Source organism: Streptomyces panacea, from assembly GCF_040560175.1.
In the GTDB taxonomy this organism is placed as follows: domain Bacteria; phylum Actinomycetota; class Actinomycetes; order Streptomycetales; family Streptomycetaceae; genus Streptomyces; species Streptomyces panacea.
The window spans coordinates 1-19,986 of record NZ_JARJHW010000134.1 but is presented as its reverse complement, the minus strand read 5'-3'; the positions used below and the strand labels follow the sequence as shown (position 1 = coordinate 19,986).

Here is a 19,986-nt window from a genome sequence, read left to right as displayed (position 1 = left end):
GGTACTGCAGGGGGGACCCTGTGGGAGAGTAGGACGCCGCCGAACAGTTTTTGATACGGGAATGCCCCGCACCTTCTGGTGCGGGGCATTTCTGCGTTCAAAACCCTTTACGCGTACGGGGCAGTTCCTCTCCCCGTACGCGTCCCGCTCAGAGCCGCCCCGCGGCCTTCAGCGCAAGATAGGCATCCGCCAGGGCCGGCGCCAGCGAGTCAGGAACGGCGTCAACGACGGTGACTCCGTAGCGCTGGAGCTTCTCCGACGTGCGACGTCGTTGGGATTGCGCTTGAGAGCCCGCAGCGGCCTCGTAGACCGCGTCCACCGAGCCGCGTGCCGTGCTCATGGCTCGGACGTGCGGGTCGGCCACCGAGGCGACGAGCACTGTGTGGCGCTGGGTGAGTTGGGGGAGTACGGGCAGGAGCCCTTCCTCCACCGGAGCCGTTTCGAGACTGGTCAGCAGCACGACGAGTGAGCGGCGCGGGGCGTTCTTCAGGACGGTGGCGGCCAGGCCGCGTGCGTCCGTCTCCACGAGTTCGGGCTCCAGCGTGGACAGTGCGTTCACCATCGCTGGCAGTACGTCGCTCGCTGAGCGGCCCCGGACCTGGGTGCGCGTCCGGCGGTCGTACGCCAGCAGGTCAACGCGGTCGCCGGCGCGGGTGGCGAGTGCCGTGAGGAGCAGCGTGGCGTCCATCGCGGCGTCGAGGCGGGGAACATCGCCCACACGACCGGCCGAGGTACGGCCGGTGTCGAGGACGACGAGGATGTGGCGGTCACGCTCGGGCCGCCACGTGCGGATCGCCACCGCCGACTGGCGCGCGGTGGCGCGCCAGTCGATGGACCGGGTGTCGTCTCCCGGTACATAGGGGCGGAGGCTGTCGAACTCGGTGCCCTCGCCGCGGGTGAGCACGCTTGTCCGGCCGTCGAGTTCACGCAGGCGCGCGAGTCTGGACGGCAGGTGCTTGCGGCTGGTGAAGGGGGGCAGGACACGGACCGTCCACGGCACGTCGTGGTTTCCCTGGCGTGCCGCCAGGCCGAGTGGGCCGAAGGAACGCACGGTCACTCGCTCCGTACGCCTGTCGCCGCGTCGAGTCGGGCGGAGAAGTGTCGAGAGGCGGCGACGCTCGCCGGCCGGGACGGTCAACTCGTGGCGGGATGCGGCTTGCTCCGTGCCGGTCGGCCAGCTGCTCGGGGGCCATGCGTCGCGGATCTGGGCGCGCAGCGTGCGGCGTGCGGGGTTGGCGACCGTGAGCTGGACTTCGGCACTTTCACCGAGTCGAACTGAGGTATCACCACTTCGAGTGAACTGGAGCGTTCGCACTGGCGCGGCCAGGCAGTAGTCGCACAGAATTGCGAGCGAGAGGGGCGCGTTGACCGCCAGCATCCCCGCCCAACTGGGGGCGAGGAGGCCGACGGGAAGCGAGCCGAGAGCGGCGAGGAGTGCCGCTCGTCCGGTGAGGGCCACGGTTCATCGCCTCATCGGGGCACGGGGACATGGGTGAGGATCGCGGTGATGACGGAGTCCGCGGTGACTCCCTCCATCTCCGCCTCGGGACGGAGCTGGACGCGGTGACGCAAGGTGGGTAGTGCCAGGGCCTTCACATCGTCCGGCGTGACGTAGTCGCGGCCGGTGAGCCAGGCCCAGGCGCGGGCGGTGGAGAGCAGAGCGGTGGCGCCCCGCGGGGAGACGCCGAGTGAGAGCGAGGGGGAATCACGAGTGGCACGGCAGATATCGACGACGTAACCCGCTATCTCCGGGGAGACGGAGGTCTTGGCGACCGCGGCGCGTGCCACTTCGAGGTCGGCCGGGCCGGCGACGGGGCGTACGCCGGCCGCCTGGAGGTCGCGAGGGTCGAAGCCGTCCGCGTGTCGGGTCAGGACGCTGATCTCGTCGACGCGTGACGGGAGGGGGACCGTCAGCTTCAGCAGGAAGCGGTCGAGCTGTGCTTCGGGGAGGGGATAGGTGCCCTCGTACTCGACCGGGTTCTGTGTGGCGGCGACCAGGAACGGATCGGGGAGCATCCGAGGCGTTCCGTCGATCGTGACCTGGCGCTCTTCCATCGCTTCGAGCAGCGACGACTGGGTCTTGGGCGGGGTGCGGTTGATCTCGTCGGCGAGCAGCAGGTTGGTGAAGACGGGGCCGGGCTGGAAGGAGAACTCCGCTGTTCGCGCGTCGTAGACGAGGGAGCCTGTCACGTCGCTCGGCATCAGGTCGGGGGTGAACTGGACGCGCTTGGTGTCGAGTTCGAGAGAGGCGGCGAGGGCCCGTACCAGGAGTGTCTTCGCGACGCCGGGGACTCCTTCGAGGAGGACGTGGCCCCGGCAGAGCAGGGCGACGACGAGTCCGGTCACAGCGGGGTCCTGGCCGACCACGGCCTTCGCGATCTCGGTGCGCAGTGCCTCCAGGGAGGCGCGGGCGCTGTCCGAGTTCTCAGCGGTCTCGGGGGTCGGGGCACTCATGAGGTGCGTACCTCTCTTTCGAGGGCGTCGAGTTGATCCGTCAGGCGGATGAGAGCGGCATCGTCGGCCGGCGCCGGGCCGAAGAGCAGCGTGCGGGGATCCCGCGAATCGTCGGGGAGCTGAGCGGAGACGGCGGGGACGAGGGCCTCCGGGGTGTGGGCCTCGGACGGTGGGACACCGAGGAGGGAAGCGAGGCGGGTGCGGGTCTCCGTACGGAGGACCGAGGCGGCGCGGTCGCGGGCGTTGGCCTTGCGGTAGAGACGGGCGCGGCCTTCGGTGGCCTCGGAGGCGCGGATGGCGACCGGGAGCCGTTCGGCCACGACGGGGCCGAGTCGGCGGGAGCGCCACACGGCGGCGAGTACGGCGGCGAGGGCGAGTTGGAGAGTGCCCCAGAGCCAGCCGGAGGGGATCAGGTCAAGGAAGCTCGACTCGTTCCCTCCTTCGTCCTCACCTTCCCGGTCACCGCTGTTGTCGCCACCACTGCCGCTGCCGGATTCGGTGGCGGAGGGATCACTGAGTGAGGGGAGGTACCAGACGATATGAGGCCGGGAGCCGAGGAGTTGAAGGGCCAGCGAGGCGTTGCCCTGTTTGGCGAGGCGCTCGTTGTAGAGAAGGTCGGGGGAGCCGAGCAGGACGGTGTCGCCGCCCGCCGTGGTGTCGACCCGGATCAGGGACGGCAGCCCGCCGGTCGGGTAACAGGCGTCGCTGTTCGGCGAGTCGGTGTCGTAGCGGCCCCCGCCGATGTCGGCGGAACCCGCGTCGCGGGCGGCGGGAAGGGAGCAGCGGGGGTCTCGCGCGGCGACCGGCACCTCGGTGGCCGCGGTGACGCCCGGAGCCAGGATGCCGAGGGAGGGCGGTCCTGGCGACAGCAGGACGGTGCGCCCGCCGGAGGGCTCCGTCGCGCCTTGCAGGGTGCGCTGCTGATGGAGAGTCAGCAGGTTGGGCGAGGTGACGACCAGGGTGGTGTCCGGGCCGGCCCCCTCGGTCGCTTCGGCGAGCGTGGTGACGACACGGGTGGAGACGCCGCGGTCCTTGAGCAGTTCGGCGACGGCGCGGCTGCCCAGCGGGTCGGCGGAGCGGGGGTCGAGGCGGCCGTGCTGGTCGCCGGAGCGTACGGCCGCCAGGGTGATCCCGGCCACGAGGAGGATGGCGAGTGCGATCAGCAGCCCCCGGGCGCGCCTCCAGACCTGCTGGGCGCTGGGCGACATGGAGGTGGTGCTGGTCGCGGGCCGGGGCGGGACGCCGGTCTTGGTGCCGGTCATTCGGCAGCTCCCCGGGTGGCGCTGCTGAGTTGGGGTTTGCTGCTCTCCAGGCCGAGGTCCAGTTCGCGAAGCCGCAGGTATGTCTGCCGGTCCGTCGTGCGTCCGCCGTATGTGACGTCGTCGAAGGCCCTGGCGGCGGCGTGCAGCGCCGTCGCGTGTTCGGGGAGTGCCCGGCCGGCGTCGGCGGCGGCTTCGTCGGCGGTACGACCCGGGCGCGGGTCGAGGATCGTGCGCTCCTCCAAGGAGCGGACGACGGCGCGCATCCGTTCCTGGACGGCCTGGTTCCAGCGTTCGGCCGCCGCGTGCTCTTCCGCGTCGGCGCGGTGTTCGGCCGCGCCGCGTGGGCCGGATTCGAAGAGTGCGTCCTTGGGACGGGTGGTGCGTTGGGGACTGCCGAGCCGCCACCAGAGGGCGGCGGCGAGCGCCACGACGAGCGCCGCGATGACGGCGAGGCCGATCGGGCTCGCCACTCCGGAGCCGGCCACGGAGTTGAAGAGATCCCCGATCCACTCCCAGAAGCGATCCGTCGCGCGCTGGAGCAGATTCGGGTCGTTCTCGTGGTACATCGGCTTGGACAGTTCGTTCCCGGCCGCCTCACGAGCGGGGACACGCGGGGTGTCCACCGGTATGTCGTCGCTCGTGCGGGCCGCCGTCAGCCACGCCGTTGCCGTGCCCCCCGTGCCGAACACCGCATCAGCCCCTGGGGGCGTCGTTGCCAGGCCGCTCGGAGCCGTAGCCGGGCACGCCGGCGGCGCGCGCGAGTTCGAGGTCCAGGGCCTCGCGCCGGATGCGCTGGTCCACGTAGAGGAGCACCGAGACACCGGCGGAGATCGGCAGGGTGATGGAAGTGCTGATCACCGTGCCGATGCCGGTGATGATCAGGAACGGCCAGCCGAAGTCCGGTCCGGACTCGGAGAACAGGCCACTGAGACCTTCGCCGTCCACCGCCATGGCGACGAGGCTGAACGGTACGGCGATGATCATGGAGACCACGAACGTCAGCAGCAGTGTGAGCAGCAGGATGCCGAAGATCCGCCACCAGGTGCCCTTCACGAGCTTGGCGGAGCGGCGCAGGGACGCCACGATTCCCTGCCGTTCGAGCATCAGGGCGGGCGAGGCGAGGCTGAAGCTGACCATCAGCCAGATCACCACGACGACGGCGCCCAGTCCGAAGAGCATCGTCAGCGCGACTCCGGCACCGGAGCCGATCAGCAGTCCCGGCAGGATGCCGACAGTCACGATTGCGGCGCCCATGACGGGCAACAGCAGTGTCAGCCCCAGCAGTTGAAGCAGCCGGGGCCGGGCCTCGTTCCAGGCGTCCGACAGTGTGACGCTGCGGCCGAGCACGGAGCGGCTGATGACCACGGTCAGTACGGCCGTGGTGAAGAGCGTGCCGATGATGGTGATGAAGAGGGACGGTGCCAGCGCGAGGAGGGTGGACTGCATCGCGTCGACGGCCTGGTTCAGCGCTTCCGTCGGGCTCGCGTTCGGGTCGATGTCCACCGGATCCGGCAGGAGATAGCGCTGGACGAGTATGTCGCCGATCTGCGAGATCACCGCGACGACGATGGTGACGCCGAGGACGGTGCGCCAATGGGCGCGCAGCGTGGACACGGCACCGTCGAGGATCTCCCCCACACCCAGGGGGCGCAGCGGGATGACACCGGGCTTGGCCGCGAGGGGCGGTTGTCCCCAACCGGGGTGCCGGCCGCCGCCCGGGCCCGGGCCGCCCCAGCCCGGTGCGGGCCTGGGAGCTGGGGGAACGGGGCCGGGACCCGCGCCGGCGTCGCTGGGCGCGGACCACTGTCCGGCCGGCGGCTGGGTCTTGGACCACTTCGAGGGGGAGTCCGAGGGCGTGCCGGAGTCGTCGGCGGGCTGGGCGGGCCGGGGCACGCCCGCGTTCTGGCCGTCGGACGGGGCAGATCCGGGCGAGGCCCAGCCCGGAGTGTCGTTCACGGTCGTCCACCTCGTGGATTGGTTACGGAGGCAGGCTCGGGGAGCCGGCGCTTCAACGGTGCCTGTCTGCGAAGCAGAACGGGAGGCTGGCAGCCATCGTGCCACGCGCGGCCCGCCGGTGGGCCGGGTGCTCCCTCTCCTTCTCGCCTTCATAGTCCGAGCGGTACCGGGCAGACTGGGCGGATGACTGATCAGTACGCACCATCGCCGCTCCCGGCCGAGCCGTCCATGTCTCCGGCACTGCGCTGGGACGAGCTGCCGGAAGGGCCCGTACTGGTGCTCCTCGACCAGACGAGACTGCCGGTCGAGGAGGCCGAACTGGTCTGTACCGACGTGCCGGCCCTGGTCCAGTCGATACGGACGCTCGCCGTGCGCGGAGCGCCGCTCCTGGGCATCGCCGGTGCCTACGGGGTCGCTCTCGCCGCCACCCGCGGATACGACGTGGACGAGGCGGCGGCGCTGCTGGAGAGTGCCCGGCCCACCGCGGTGAACCTCGGGTACGGGGTACGGCGGGCCCTGGAGGTGCATCGGGCGGCCGTCGCCGGGGGCGCCGATCAGGAGCGGGCGGCCGCGGCCACGCTGGCGGAGGCCAGGAAGCTGCACCGCGAGGACGCCGTGGCCAGCGCTCGGATGGCGGTATCCGGGCTGGCGCTTCTCGACGAGTTGCTGCCCGGCGGAAGTCACCGGATCCTGACCCACTGCAACACCGGGGCACTGGTCTCGGGCGGCGAGGGCACCGCGTTCGCCGTGGCACTGTCGGCGCACCGGGCGGGGCGGCTCAGGCGGCTGTGGGTAGACGAGACACGTCCGCTGCTCCAGGGCGCCCGGCTGACGGCGTACGAAGCGGCTCGCAACGGGATGGCGTACACGCTGCTCACGGACAACGCCGCCGGTTCGCTGTTCGCGGCGGGCGAGGTGGACGCCGTACTCATCGGGGCGGACCGGATCGCGGCCGACGGCTCTGTCGCGAACAAGGTGGGCAGCTATCCGCTCGCGGTGCAGGCGAGGTACCACCATGTGCCGTTCATCGTGGTCGCGCCGACCACGACGCTCGACCTGGGCACCGAGGACGGTGCGTCGATCGAGGTGGAGCAGCGGCCGGGGCAGGAGGTGACCGAGCTCACCGCTCCGCAGGCGGCCGGCGCCGGGGTCGAGGTGGGGGGTGGGATGCCGGTCGCGCCGCTGGGGACGCAGACGTACAACCCGGCCTTCGACGTGACACCTCCGGAACTGGTGACGGCGCTGGTCACCGAGTACGGAGCGTTGTCTCCGGTCACACGGGACGGGATCGCGGAGCTGTGCGCCCAGGCGCGACAGGAGGCACGGAGCTGAACGGAGCTGACGGGACACGTGCGCGAGGAGTGGGCAGACGCGCTGACGGGGTTTGCCGGGCGGGTGGCTCGCTATGGTTCCTGTCGGAGGACAGGTCGACGAAACAGGGTGCGACATCTGTGGTTGACGTCAACAGCAGCGAACCGCGACGGTCCACGGAGGACACACGTCCACGTCGTCCCAGGTCAGTGAGCTGGATCACGCAAGTCTACGTAACGGAAATGAAAATGGGATGATGTCGATATGAAGGGACGCGTCCTTGTCGTCGATGACGACACCGCACTGGCCGAGATGCTCGGCATCGTGCTGCGAGGTGAAGGGTTCGAGCCGTCGTTCGTAGCGGACGGCGACAAGGCTCTCGCCGCTTTCCGTGAGGCCAAGCCGGATCTGGTGCTGCTGGATCTCATGCTGCCCGGCCGCGACGGTATCGAGGTGTGCCGGCTCATCAGGGCCGAGTCCGGTGTGCCGATCGTCATGCTGACGGCCAAGAGCGACACGGTCGACGTGGTGGTGGGGCTCGAATCGGGCGCCGACGACTACATCGTCAAGCCGTTCAAGCCCAAGGAGCTGGTCGCCAGGATCAGGGCGCGGCTGCGCAGGTCCGAGGAACCGGCACCGGAGCAGTTGGCCATCGGCGATCTGGTCATCGACGTGGCCGGTCACTCCGTGAAGCGTGAGGGGCAGTCCATCGCCCTGACGCCGCTGGAGTTCGACCTGCTCGTCGCGCTGGCCCGCAAGCCGTGGCAGGTCTTCACCCGTGAGGTGCTCCTGGAGCAGGTGTGGGGCTACCGTCACGCGGCGGACACCCGCCTGGTCAATGTGCATGTGCAGCGGCTCCGCTCCAAGGTCGAGAAGGACCCGGAGCGCCCGGAGATCGTCGTGACCGTCCGCGGTGTCGGCTACAAGGCCGGACCGAGCTGACATGTCCAGCGGCAGCACCGCCCCGAAGCCCGGGGAGCCGGGAGTCCGTACGGGGCGGACTGCCGACCGGGCCCGTGGGGCCTCCTCACGCCTGGGCAGGCTCCTGCGCCGTGGCCGGCTGCTCCAGGACGGGGCGGCGGGCAGCCCCGCGCTGCGCCTCGTCGTGCGCTGGCTCAGGCGTCCGGTGCTGCCCGCCGTGCGGTTGTGGCGGCGGAACATCCAGCTCAGGGTGGTCACCACCACCCTGCTGATGTCGCTGGGCGTGGTGCTGCTGCTGGGGTTCGTGGTGATCGGCCAGGTCCGTAACGGTCTGCTCGACGCCAAGGAGAAAGCGGCCCAGAGCCAGGCGGCCGGTGGATTCACCGTCGCCAAGGAGAAGGCCGACGCGCCGGTCGAACCAGGTGGGCAGGAGAGCGGCGCGGGGGACGGCAGGTCGAGCCGTAACTCCGTCAACTGGCGCTCCGACCTCGTCGTACAGCTGGCCAGCGGCGGACAGAGCGCGTTCAACGTGGTGGCGCTGAGCGCCGACGCGAACGGCGCGGGCTCCAGCAGCCGCTTCCCGCGCGCCTCCGGCGGCGTGGACCACATCGCGAGCGTTCCGGCGAATCTGCGGTCGGACGTCGCCAAGGGCACCGGGACGTTCCAGAAGTACACCCTGATCCAGTACACGGACGGCCGAGAGCCCGAGTCCGGACTGGTGATCGGCAAGCGGCTGACCGATGTCGACGGCAATTCCTACGAGCTGTACTACCTGTTCCCGCTCTCCCAGGAAGAACAGTCGCTCAATCTGGTCAAGGGCACGCTCGCCACGGCGGGGCTGTTCGTCGTCGTGCTGCTCGGGGCCATCGCCTGGCTCGTCGTACGGCAGGTCGTGACGCCCGTACGGATGGCCGCGGGGATCGCCGAACGGCTCTCCACCGGCCGGCTCCAGGAGCGTATGAAGGTCACCGGCGAGGACGACATCGCCCGGCTCGGCGAAGCCTTCAACAAGATGGCCCAGAACCTTCACCTCAAGATCCAGCAGCTGGAGGAGCTCTCCAGGATGCAGCGCCGTTTCGTGTCGGACGTCTCGCACGAGCTGCGCACCCCGCTGACCACCGTCCGGATGGCCGCCGACGTCATCCATGAGGCCCGTGTCGACTTCGACCCCGTCACCGCGCGGTCGGCGGAGCTGCTCGGCGACCAGCTCGACCGTTTCGAGTCCCTGCTCTCGGATCTGCTGGAGATCAGCCGGTTCGACGCCGGCGCCGCGGCGCTGGAGGCCGAACCGATAGACCTGCGAGTGGTCGTACGCCGTGTGATCGGCGGAGCCGAGCCGCTCGCCGAACGCAAGGGCACCCGGATCCGCGTCATGGGGGACGAACAGCCGGTCGTCGCCGAGGCCGATGCGCGGCGCGTGGAGCGGGTGCTGCGCAATCTGGTCGTCAACGCCGTCGAACACGGCGAGGGGCGGGACGTGGTGGTGCGGATGGCGGTCGCGGGCGGCGCCGTCGCCGTGGCCGTACGCGACTACGGAGTGGGCCTCAAGCCCGGCGAGGCGACCCGGGTCTTCAACCGGTTCTGGCGGGCGGATCCGGCGCGGGCGCGTACCACCGGCGGTACGGGTCTCGGCCTGTCGATCGCCGTCGAGGACGCGCGCCTGCACGGCGGCTGGCTCCAGGCCTGGGGCGAGCCGGGCGGCGGGTCGCAGTTCCGGCTGACGCTGCCGCGTACCGCCGACGAGCCGCTGCGGGGCTCGCCCATACCGCTGGAGCCCGAGGACTCGCGGCGCAGCCGGGAGCGTTCCGCGTTCGGGGACTCGAAGGAGAGCGCCCACCGGTTGGCGAGCGTGCCTTCCCAGTCGGCGACGGGATCGTCTCTTCCGGTGCCGCCCAGGCCGCCGGGGCCGCCGCCCGCGGGCCTGGTCGACCCGACGGCGCTGCCGGGCAACGGCGCCCGGGTGGTGCCGCGTTCCGCCGGGGAACCCGTGGAACGGGATCCCGCCACCTCGTCGACGTCGTCATCTGCCGCCACGGTCCCGTCCGCGGCTCGGACACCTGAGCGGGAGGACACAACTCGTGGGCGCTGACCGCCTTCGTCACGGCCGAGGGCGCGCGGTGCGGCTGCCCGTCGTATTCGGGTGCGGTGCCCTGCTGCTGGCCGGTTGTGCGTCGATCCCCAACAGCGGCGACGTCGAGCCGGTCAAGGCGTCCCCGCGCGGTGACTCCCAGGTGCGGGTGTATCCCGTCGCTCCCGCCGAGGGCGCCGACCCGAACGAGATCGTCGACGGCTTCCTGGAAGCGATGACCAGTGACGACCCCGACTTCGCGGTGGCCAGAAAGTATCTGACGAAGGGGGCGTCGCAGAGCTGGCAGCCGGCGGACCGTACGACGGTGCTGGCGGCCGCGCCCGACCCGGCCGACCCCCAGGGGCCGTCCGGTCCCGACGGCCCCGGCCTCTCCTACCCGCTGTACGGCGAGCAGATCGCCGCGGTCGACGCCGGGCACGCCTACCAGCCGGTGGCGCCCGAGCCGTACAACCAAGCCATCCATCTCGTCCAGGAGAAGGTGCTGGACGGCAAGGAATGGCGCATCGACGACCTCCCGCAGGGGCTGGTGCTCGGCGAGTCCGACTTCCAGCGCAACTACCGTGCGGTGAACAAGTATTACTTCGCCTCCGGACAGAACTGGCTCGTCGCCGACCCCGTCTACATCCGGCAGCGCATAGACCCCGTGACACGGATGGACCCGGTCACCCAGGCCGTCAAGGTGCTCCTCGAAGGGCCGACGGACTGGATGCGGCCCGTGGTCGACTCGCCCTTCCCGACCGGTACGGAGCTGAAGCGCGGCACACGGACGCTCGAGTTCGACGACCGCGACTCCCTGAAGGTGCCGTTCAACGCGAAGGTCGACAACGTCGGGCGGGAGCAGTGCCGCAAGATGGCGGCGCAACTGCTCTTCACCCTCCGCGACTTGACATCCACCCGAGGCGAACAGGTCGAGCTGCTGCGGCAGGACGGCTCGTCGCTGTGCGTGCTGAGCGGCGACCAGGCGGAGGAGTTCGCCGCTGACCGTACGTCGGGCAGCTCGGACAGTCCGTACTTCATCGACGCGAAGGGCCGGCTCGCGCAACTGTCGGCCAGCAGCAAGGAACCTATCGACCCGCCGCGTGTGCGGGGCCCGTTCGGCGACGGCACGATGCCGTTGGGCCAGGTCGCCGTGGCGCGTGACGAGAAGCACGCGGCGGGCGTCTCGCAGGACGGCAAGTCCATGTACGTCGGGTCGATCATCTCGGCGGGTGAGGTGGGCGACGCCCTGGTGGTCAGCAAGGCCGCGAAGAAGGAGGACCGGCTGTCGGCGCCGAGCTGGGACGGGAACGGCGATCTGTGGATAGCCGATCGCGACCCGGAGCAGCCCCGGCTGCTGCGCCTCGCCGACGGCGCCGACGCGCCTCGCGAGGTCACGGTCGACGGACTCGGCGACGCGCGTATCGAGGCGCTGCGGGTGTCCGCCGACGGTGTACGGGTGGCGCTGCTGCTCTCCGAGGACGGGCGTACGACGCTCCAGATCGGCCGGGTGGAGCGTCGGGGCCCGGCCGGGGAGCAGACGGTCTCCGTGACGGAGCTGAAGGCCGTGGCGCCGCGTATGGAGACGGTGACCGCCGTGTCCTGGGCCGGTCCGAGCCGGCTCGTGGTGGTCGGCAAGGAGGCCGGCGGGGTGCAGCAGGTGAGCTACATCCAGACGGACGGTTCGACGTCGGCGGCGGGTGTGCTGCCGGGGCTGAACCAGGTCACCGGGATCGCCGCCGCCGACGACGAACAGCAGCCGCTGGTGGCCGACTCGGACGACGCGGGCATCGTGCGGCTGCCGACCGGCGCGAACTGGCAGACGCTGGTGAAAGAGGGCTCGTCACCGGTCTATCCGGGCTAGGCCCTGTCCGGCGGATCTTCGGGGGCCCGGGACGCCTGGCACGGCACCTCGCCACGTTGTCGGAGTCGTCCAAGTGCGTCCAGTACGAGCACGATCCTCCGCCTTGCGATGCACCGCACCAGGCGCCCCGGGCTGGTCCCCGAAGATCCGCCGGACAGCCCTTGGGGGGACGGGGCCGCGGGGCGGGGTCTCGGTGTGCTCGTGCACGTGCATTCGGGCCGGATCTGAATCCGGGTTATCCACAGGGGTGGCCGGAGGTCCGAGTCATTGGCACAGTGGATGACATGCGGGGGTGGTGGCGAGAAATCACCGGGCTGGTGCTGCCGGTCGCCTGCGGCGGCTGCGGGAGTCCCAGGACGCCGTTGTGCGACGCGTGCGGAAGGGCGTTGTACGGGACGTGGCCGTGCCGGGTGCGGCCGGTTCCCGAGCCCGTGGGGCTGCCGGTGGTGCATGCCGCCGCGCCGTACGAGGACGCCGTACGGGCCGTGCTGCTGGCGCACAAGGAGCGTGGCGCGCTCGGGCTGGCCGCGCCCCTGGGCAGGGCGCTGGCGGGGGCCGTGGAGGCCGCTGTCCCGCCGGGCACCGGTGTCGGGCCGCTGATCCTTGTGCCGGTTCCGTCGACGAAACGCGCCGTCGGTGCGCGCGGGCATGACGCCGCCCGCCGTATCGCTCTGGCGGCGGCGGGTGAGTTGCGCGGTACGGGGCGCTCCGCCCGGGTGCTTCCGGTGCTGCGGCAGCGACGGGTGGTCGCCGACCAGTCGGGCCTGGGCGCCCGTCAGAGGCTCGCCAATCTGGCCGGGGCTCTGGAGGTCGCCGTCGGGGGTGCGGGGCTCCTGGAGGGCGGCAGGGCGGTGCTGGTGGACGATCTCATGACGACCGGCGCCTCGCTCGTGGAGGCGTCACGCGCGATGCATGCCGCGATGAAACCGGGGTACCCCGCATTGGTACAGGTGAGCGCCGCCGTGGTCGCCGCACCTCCGCTCTCTTTCGAAATAAACCGGAACTGATCGCCGGCTCGCTTCGTTGCAGGTGGTGAGGGTCGTAAAACACCGGAACGGACGTACGCACGGGTAGCGGGTGCCGATACCCGCCCAAGAGGGCTATGTTCGGTTGTGAGGAAAAGCGAGAGCTGTACTCACTGATATGCGGCGGACTGTTGGAGCGTTTTCCAGAACCTCGAAGTGAGAGGGAATGGAGATCTTGCCCACGGGGGAGGAGGAGGTGAAAGTCGCCAAGTCCGAGGCCTCGGTGCCCATCGAGGTCGGGTGCAAGAGGGAGTAGCTCCGCAACGCGGCGGAGCGAATCCGGGAACGGAGTTCTGCGTGGACATCGTCGTCAAGGGCCGCAAGACAGAGGTACCCGAGCGGTTCCGCAAGCACGTGGCCGAGAAGCTGAAGCTGGAGAAGATCCAGAAGCTCGACGGCAAGGTGATCAGCCTCGACGTCGAGGTGTCCAAGGAGCACAACCCGCGTCAGGCGGACCGTTGTGACCGGGTGGAGATCACACTCCACTCCCGCGGTCCCGTCATCAGGGCGGAAGCCGCCGCCGCCGACCCGTACGCAGCGCTTGACCTGGCCACCGGCAAGCTGGAGGCGCGGCTGCGCAGGCAGCACGACAAGCGTCACAACCGCCGTGGCACCGGCAGGCTTTCGGCCGCCGAGGTCGTCGACGTCGTTCCTGGCGTGGCCCATTTGAACGGCTCGGGCCCGGCCCCCGTGACCGAGCCGCCGAACGGCGTTCCCACCACCAGGATCGGCTCGCTCGAAGTGCAGGGCGATGGACCGCTGGTGGTCCGCGAGAAGACGCACACCGCGGCCCTGATGACCCTCGACCAGGCGCTCTACGAGATGGAGTTGGTCGGACACGACTTCTATCTGTTCGTGGATTCCGAGACCAAGGAGCCCAGCGTCGTCTACCGGCGCCACGCCTACGACTACGGCGTCATCCACCTGAGGACCGACCAACTGGCCGAGTCCGAGGCCGCGGGCGCCGGCGGCGCGCTCGGCGGCTGAGAGAAAACGCCCCTCGACGGTGCCCCCGCAGTGCCGGATCCGGCCGCGGGGGCACCATCGCGCGGCGACTGGATCACCGCTCTGTCGGCCGGGCATGAAATCATGGCCACGCACGTCAACCCCCGGTCGCCGACCAGGGTTTGGTGTAGCTCGCATGTACTTCGGCCCATGGCCTTCAGGGGGAGGAACGATGGCGGACAGCTTCGGGCCGGTGCATCACGCGCACGGTACCGGCGGTACGACCGGCGGCAGCGGACCGGACAGCGGTGCGGACCAGGACGACCCCGGCAAGGAACCGATCAGGGTTCTTGTCGTCGATGATCACGCCCTCTTCCGCCGGGGGCTGGAGATCGTCCTCGCGCAGGAGGAGGACATCCAGGTCGTGGGCGAGGCCGGGGACGGCGCGGAGGCCGTCGACAAGGCCGCCGACCTGCTCCCCGACATCGTGCTGATGGATGTCCGGATGCCCAAGCGCGGCGGCATCGAGGCCTGCACCTCCATCAAGGAGGTGGCTCCCAGCGCCAAGATCATCATGCTGACGATCAGCGACGAGGAGGCCGACCTCTACGACGCGATCAAGGCGGGCGCCACCGGCTATCTCCTCAAGGAGATTTCGACGGACGAGGTGGCCACCGCGATTCGCGCCGTCGCCGACGGACAGTCGCAGATCAGCCCTTCCATGGCGTCCAAGCTCCTGACCGAGTTCAAGTCGATGATTCAGCGCACCGACGAGCGCAGACTCGTGCCGGCGCCGAGGCTCACCGAGCGCGAGCTCGAAGTCCTCAAGCTGGTCGCCACGGGAATGAACAACCGTGATATCGCCAAGGAGTTGTTCATCTCCGAGAACACCGTGAAGAACCACGTCCGCAACATCCTGGAGAAGCTGCAACTGCACTCCCGGATGGAGGCCGTGGTCTACGCGATGCGGGAGAAGATCCTCGAAATCAGATGACGGCCCGCGTCAGTGCCGCCGCCAGCTCGGGGCGGTCGACGCGCTCGATCCTTACGGAGTCACAGCCCACCCATTCGGCGGCCTCCCGCAGCGCCCGCGCCATCGGTTCGACGGCGGCGGGCGTGTCCAGCGAGACCTGGCGGGCGACGAGCGTGCTGCCCTCGCGCGCCGGGTCGACACGGCCGAGCAGCTTCCCGCCCGACAACAGTGGCATCGCGAAGTACCCGTAGATCCGCTTGGGCTTGGGGACGTACGCCTCCAGGCGGTGGGTGAAGCCGAAGATCCGCTCGGTGCGGGCCCGCTCCCAGATGAGTGAGTCGAACGGCGAGAGCAGAGTCGTACGATGCCGCCCGCGCGGGACGCTCGCCAGGGCCTCGGGGTCGGCCCAGGCGGGCTTCGCCCAGCCCTCGACCGTCACCGGCACCAGCCCGGAGTCCGCGATCACCGCGTCGACCTGCTCGCCCTTGATCCGGTGGTAGTCCCCGATGTCCGAGCGCGTGCCCACTCCGAGCGACTGCCCCGCGAGCCGTACGAGCCGGCGCAGGCACTCGGCGTCGTCCAGGTCGTCGTGCAGCACCTCGTCGGGAATGGCGCGCTCCGCGAGGTCGTACACCCGCTTCCAGCTCCGGCGCTCCGTGCACACCACCTCGCCGTGCATCAGCGCCCGCTCGACCGCGACCTTCGCCTCGGACCAGTCCCACCACTCGCCGCCGTTCTTGGCGCCGCCCAACTCGGTGGCCGTGAGCGGGCCTTCGGCCCGCAGCTGCTTGATCACGGCGTCGTACGCCCCGTCGGACAGCTCGTGGTGCCAGTGCGGCCGGGCGCGGTAGGCACGGCGGCGGAAGGCGAAATGCGGCCATTCCTCGACCGGGAGGATGCAGGCGGCGTGCGACCAGTACTCGAAGGCGTGCGGCCGGGGCGGGGCGTCGGCGGTCGGCGCCGGCGTCCAGTACGACTCCTCGACCGTCCTGCGGCCCACCGCGCCCAGCCGCGCGTACGGAATCAGCTCGTGCGAGCGCGCGAGCACCGAGATCGTGTCCAGCTGCACGGCCCCGAGATGGCGCAGCACGCCGCGCACGCCGCCCCGGCGGTCGGGGGCCCCGAGGAACCCCTGGGCGCGCAGGGCGATGCGGCGGGCTTCGTCGGCGGACAGCTCGGCGGCGGGGGGCGGCACAGTGGTCATGCCCCGAACGATAGACGGCGGCACTGACAGTCGGCCGGGGCCGATGATCGTCGCCGTCAGCGACGCGCGGGCAGATACGGGTGCCTGGACGGCAGGCCCAGATCGGACGGCAGGAGCGCGCCGATCCAGGCGTCACGCGTCGTCTCCTTCATGAGGAGGGCGGCGCGCAGGGTGCCCTCCAGCGCGAAACCGGCCTTCAGCGCGACGGCCCGCGAGGCCTCGTTGCCGACCTCGGCCCGCCACTCGACGCGTTCGGCGTCCAGCTCGGTGAACATCCAGCGGGTGAGGGCGCGCAGCGCCTCCGTCGTATAGCCGAGGCCGCGGTGCTCCTTGACCGTCCAGAAGCCGACCGCCCACACACCGGACTCGCCGTGGGCGTTGACCGAGGCCAGCAAGGGGCCGCCGCCGACCGGCTCGACCGCGAAGACGAAGTTGCTCCCGGCCCGCCACATGTCCGGGACCATCCGCTCGATGAAGTGCTCGGCGTGCCGCCTTTCGTACGGAGAGGGGATCGTCGTCCACCGCTGGACGTCGGGATCCTGGCAGGCCGCGTACACCGCCTCGATGTCGTCCGGGACCAAGGGGCGCAGCCGCAGACGCTCCGTGATCAGGGTGGTGCTGGAGGGGGTGGCCGACAGTGTGGCCGAGAGGGTGGTCGAGGCGTCCGGAGGGGCGGACCCGGGGGTGAGTGGCTCCATGGGGGGAGTGTGGTGACCGGGGTTCCCCGGCGCGAGCGCTTTTCGTACCTCACCGGCACCTTCCGCGCCTCCCGCGCGTTCTCATTGCGGGTGACAGGAGGCAGGCGTCACGTGGACCTCCCGAGGCGGCCGGGTCCTCGCTTACGATGGCCGTTGCGGTGGGGTCGGCCCGCCGCGCCCGCGCCAGTGTCCGTTACCAGACCCAGTGCCAGGCCCGACCGGCAAGGAGACCAACCTCAGTGTCCGTCTTCAACAAGCTCATGCGTGCAGGCGAAGGCAAGATCCTGCGCAAACTGCACCGCATCGCGGACCAGGTCAACTCCATCGAAGAGGACTTCATCGCCCTCTCCGACGCCGAGTTGCAGGCCCTCACCAAGGAGTACAAGCAGCGTTACGCCGACGGTGAGACCCTTGACGACCTGCTCCCCGAGGCCTTCGCGACCGTCCGTGAGGCGGCCAAGCGAGTGCTCGGCCAGCGCCCCTACGACGTCCAGCTCATGGGCGGCGCGGCGCTGCACCTCGGCTATGTCGCCGAGATGAAGACCGGTGAGGGCAAGACTCTCGTCGGCACGCTGCCCTGTTACCTGAACGCGCTGTCCGGCGACGGCGTCCACGTGATCACGGTCAACGACTACCTGGCTGAGCGCGACTCCGAGATGATGGGCCGGGTCCACAAGTTCCTGGGCCTCTCCGTCGGCTGCATCCTCGCCAACATGTCGCCCGCGCAGCGCCGCGAGCAGTACAACTGCGACATCACGTACGGCACGAACAACGAGTTCGGCTTCGACTACCTCCGCGACAACATGGCGTGGTCCCAGGAGGAGCTCGTCCAGCGCGGTCACAACTTCGCGGTCGTGGACGAGGTCGACTCGATCCTGGTCGACGAGGCCCGTACGCCGCTGATCATCTCCGGTCCCGCCGACCAGGCCACGAAGTGGTACGGCGACTTCGCCAAGCTGGTGACCCGGCTCACCAAGGGTGAGGCGGGCAACCAGCTCAAGGGCATCGAGGAGACCGGCGACTACGAGGTCGACGAGAAGAAGCGCACCGTCGCGATCCACGAGTCCGGCGTCGCGAAGGTCGAGGACTGGCTGGGCATCGACAACCTCTACGAGTCGGTGAACACCCCGCTCGTCGGTTATCTGAACAACGCCATCAAGGCCAAGGAGCTCTTCAAGAACGACAAGGACTACGTCGTCATCGACGGCGAAGTCATGATCGTCGACGAGCACACCGGCCGTATCCTCGCGGGCCGCCGCTACAACGAGGGCATGCACCAGGCGATCGAGGCGAAGGAAGGGGTGGACATCAAGGACGAGAACCAGACGCTCGCCACGATCACCCTCCAGAACTTCTTCCGCCTCTACGACAAGCTGTCCGGCATGACCGGTACGGCCATGACCGAGGCCGCCGAGTTCCAGCAGATCTACAAGCTGGGCGTCGTGCCGATCCCGACGAACCGGCCGATGGTCCGGGTCAACCAGCCCGACCTGATCTACCGCACCGAGGTCGCGAAGTTCGCGGCGGTCGTCGACGACATCGCCGAGAAGCACGAGAAGGGCCAGCCGATCCTGGTCGGCACGACCTCCGTGGAGAAGTCCGAGTACCTGTCGCAGCAGCTCTCCAAGCGGGGCGTGCAGCACGAGGTGCTCAACGCCAAGCAGCACGACCGTGAGGCGCCGATCATCGCCCAGGCCGGGCGCAAGGGCGCGGTGACCGTCGCCACGAACATGGCCGGCCGCGGTACGGACATCAAGCTCGGCGGCAACCCCGACGACCTCGCCGAGGCGGAGCTGCGTCAGCGCGGGCTCGACCCGGTGGAGCACGTCGAGGAGTGGGCCGCCGCGCTGCCCGCGGCGATGGAGAAGGCCGAGGAGGCGGTGAGGGCGGAGTTCGAGGAGGTCGTGGACCTCGGCGGGCTGTACGTCCTCGGTACGGAGCGTCACGAGTCGCGCCGTATCGACAATCAGCTCCGTGGTCGTTCCGGCCGTCAGGGCGACCCGGGCGAGTCCCGGTTCTACCTGTCGCTGGGCGACGACCTGATGCGGCTGTTCAAGGCGCAGATGGTCGAGCGCGTCATGTCGATGGCGAACGTCCCGGACGACGTGCCGATCGAGAACAAGATGGTCACCCGGGCGATCGCCTCGGCGCAGTCGCAGGTGGAGCAGCAGAACTTCGAGACGCGTAAGAACGTCCTGAAGTACGACGAGGTGCTCAACCGGCAGCGTCAGGTCATCTACGGCGAGCGCCGCCGGGTCCTGGAGGGCGAGGACCTCCAGGAGCAGATCCGGCACTTCATGGGCGACACGATCGACGACTACATCGGCCAGGAGACGGCGGAGGGCTTCGCCGAGGAGTGGGACCTGGAACGGCTGTGGGGCGCGTTCAAGCAGCTCTACCCGGTGAAGGTCACCGTCGAGGACCTGGAAGAGGCGACAGGGGACCGCGCGGGCATCACGGCGGAGTTCATCGCCGAGTCCATCAAGGACGACGCGCACGAGCAGTACAACGAGCGCGAGAAGTCGCTGGGCCCGGACGTGATGCGTGAGCTGGAGCGGCGCGTCGTGCTGTCCGTACTGGACCGCAAGTGGCGTGAGCACCTCTACGAGATGGACTATCTCCAGGAGGGCATCGGCCTGCGCGCGATGGCGCAGAAGGACCCGCTGGTCGAGTACCAGCGCGAGGGCTTCGACATGTTCACCGCCATGATGGAAGGCATCAAGGAGGAGTCCGTCGGCTACCTGTTCAACCTGGAGGTCCAGGTCGAGCAGCAGGTCGAGGAGGTCCCGGTGCAGGACGCGGCGGAGCGTACGTCGCTGGAGAAGGCGGACGCGGGTGCCCGTGCGGGCGGTGCGCGTCCGGAGATCCGGGCCAAGGGCCTGGAGGCTCCGCAGCGGCGGGACCGGCTGCACTTCTCCGCGCCGACGGTGGACGGTGAGGGCGGCGTCGTCGAGGGCGACTTCGAGAGCAACGGCGGGGCGGACCGTACGGAGGCGGGTGCGGGCACGACTCGCGCGGAGCGGCGCAAGGCGCAGAAGGGCGGGGGGCGGCGCCGCAAGAAGTAGGCGGCCCCGCGCGGGCACGTTTGCCGCGGAGCGGAGCGGATGTGACGGCCGGGTTCGGACACGAGGTGTCCGGGCCCGGCCGTCGTTTTGTGCGGGCGGGTGTGGGGTGCGCCGGGTCCGTCCGGTGGCCGGCTCGTCCTCAAACGCCGGACGGGCTGGGTGGGGTCTGCCGGTGGTGGGTGTGTCCTCAAACGCCGGACGGGCTGGGTGCCCGCCGGGCGGGTTGAGGATGTGGCCGTCGGT

At 70.1% G+C, this 19,986-nt stretch carries 15 protein-coding genes; 8 read left to right on the top strand and 7 right to left on the bottom strand.

What is annotated here, in order from left to right; genetic code table 11:
• Positions 1-148: 148 nt before the first annotated feature.
• Genes P3L51_RS26040 through P3L51_RS26020 form a run of 5 tightly spaced genes read right to left on the bottom strand, consistent with a single transcriptional unit; the run spans position 149 to position 5,672 of the window.
• On the bottom strand, positions 149-1,459 hold the full coding sequence (locus P3L51_RS26040; protein WP_354607726.1) for a DUF58 domain-containing protein: 1,311 nt from the start codon (positions 1,457-1,459) through the stop codon (positions 149-151).
• A gap of 11 nt (positions 1,460-1,470) precedes the next feature.
• Positions 1,471-2,454 carry an AAA family ATPase gene (locus tag P3L51_RS26035; protein WP_354607725.1) on the bottom strand — a complete coding sequence of 328 codons (984 nt, stop codon included), beginning with the start codon at positions 2,452-2,454 and terminating at the stop codon, positions 1,471-1,473.
• Positions 2,451-3,716: a DUF4350 domain-containing protein gene (locus tag P3L51_RS26030; protein WP_354607724.1), complete on the bottom strand. Its 1,266-nt coding sequence runs from the start codon at positions 3,714-3,716 to the stop codon at positions 2,451-2,453. The genes P3L51_RS26035 and P3L51_RS26030 overlap by 4 nt, the downstream gene beginning before the upstream one ends.
• Positions 3,713-4,405: a DUF4129 domain-containing protein gene (locus P3L51_RS26025; protein WP_354607723.1), complete on the bottom strand. Its 693-nt coding sequence runs from the start codon at positions 4,403-4,405 to the stop codon at positions 3,713-3,715. Before P3L51_RS26025 ends, P3L51_RS26030 begins: the two co-directional genes overlap by 4 nt.
• 4 nt (positions 4,406-4,409) lie before the next feature.
• On the bottom strand, positions 4,410-5,672 hold the full coding sequence (locus P3L51_RS26020; RefSeq protein WP_354607722.1) for a DUF7847 domain-containing protein: 1,263 nt from the start codon (positions 5,670-5,672) through the stop codon (positions 4,410-4,412).
• A 183-nt stretch (positions 5,673-5,855) separates the two neighbouring features.
• Here P3L51_RS26020 and mtnA point away from each other — a divergent pair, with 183 nt between their 5' ends.
• The 7 genes from mtnA to P3L51_RS25985 all read left to right on the top strand — a co-directional run bounded on the left by mtnA (position 5,856) and on the right by P3L51_RS25985 (position 14,797).
• Entirely contained in the window at positions 5,856-7,004 is a 1,149-nt protein-coding gene (mtnA, locus tag P3L51_RS26015) for an S-methyl-5-thioribose-1-phosphate isomerase (protein ID WP_354607721.1), read from the top strand.
• A gap of 243 nt (positions 7,005-7,247) precedes the next feature.
• Positions 7,248-7,925 (top strand): two-component system response regulator MtrA, encoded by a 678-nt coding sequence (gene mtrA / locus P3L51_RS26010; protein ID WP_005486885.1) that lies wholly within the window; start codon positions 7,248-7,250, stop codon positions 7,923-7,925.
• A 1-nt stretch (position 7,926) separates the two neighbouring features.
• Positions 7,927-9,993: an MtrAB system histidine kinase MtrB gene (mtrB, locus tag P3L51_RS26005; protein WP_354607720.1), complete on the top strand. Its 2,067-nt coding sequence runs from the start codon at positions 7,927-7,929 to the stop codon at positions 9,991-9,993.
• A complete protein-coding gene (locus P3L51_RS26000; protein ID WP_354607719.1) occupies positions 9,983-11,833 on the top strand; it encodes an LpqB family beta-propeller domain-containing protein in 1,851 nt (616 codons plus the stop codon). The genes mtrB and P3L51_RS26000 overlap by 11 nt, the downstream gene beginning before the upstream one ends.
• A 284-nt stretch (positions 11,834-12,117) precedes the next feature.
• Positions 12,118-12,840: a ComF family protein gene (locus P3L51_RS25995; RefSeq protein ID WP_354607718.1), complete on the top strand. Its 723-nt coding sequence runs from the start codon at positions 12,118-12,120 to the stop codon at positions 12,838-12,840.
• 315 nt (positions 12,841-13,155) lie between these two features.
• Positions 13,156-13,845 carry a ribosome hibernation-promoting factor, HPF/YfiA family gene (gene hpf / locus P3L51_RS25990; RefSeq protein WP_354607717.1) on the top strand — a complete coding sequence of 230 codons (690 nt, stop codon included), beginning with the start codon at positions 13,156-13,158 and terminating at the stop codon, positions 13,843-13,845.
• A 190-nt stretch (positions 13,846-14,035) separates the two neighbouring features.
• Positions 14,036-14,797: a response regulator gene (locus P3L51_RS25985; RefSeq protein ID WP_354607716.1), complete on the top strand. Its 762-nt coding sequence runs from the start codon at positions 14,036-14,038 to the stop codon at positions 14,795-14,797.
• On the opposite strand, the gene P3L51_RS25980 is transcribed toward P3L51_RS25985, so the two are convergent.
• Complete coding sequence (locus tag P3L51_RS25980; RefSeq protein ID WP_354607715.1) at positions 14,790-15,980, bottom strand: winged helix-turn-helix domain-containing protein; 1,191 nt, start codon at positions 15,978-15,980, stop codon at positions 14,790-14,792. The genes P3L51_RS25985 and P3L51_RS25980 overlap by 8 nt on opposite strands.
• Positions 15,981-16,036: 56 nt before the next feature.
• Complete coding sequence (locus tag P3L51_RS25975) at positions 16,037-16,678, bottom strand: GNAT family N-acetyltransferase (protein WP_354607714.1); 642 nt, start codon at positions 16,676-16,678, stop codon at positions 16,037-16,039.
• A gap of 239 nt (positions 16,679-16,917) precedes the next feature.
• Between P3L51_RS25975 and secA the strand changes: the two genes are divergently transcribed.
• Positions 16,918-19,743, top strand: a complete 2,826-nt coding sequence (gene secA / locus P3L51_RS25970; protein WP_354607713.1) for a preprotein translocase subunit SecA — start codon at positions 16,918-16,920, stop codon at positions 19,741-19,743.
• Positions 19,744-19,986 lie beyond the last annotated feature (243 nt).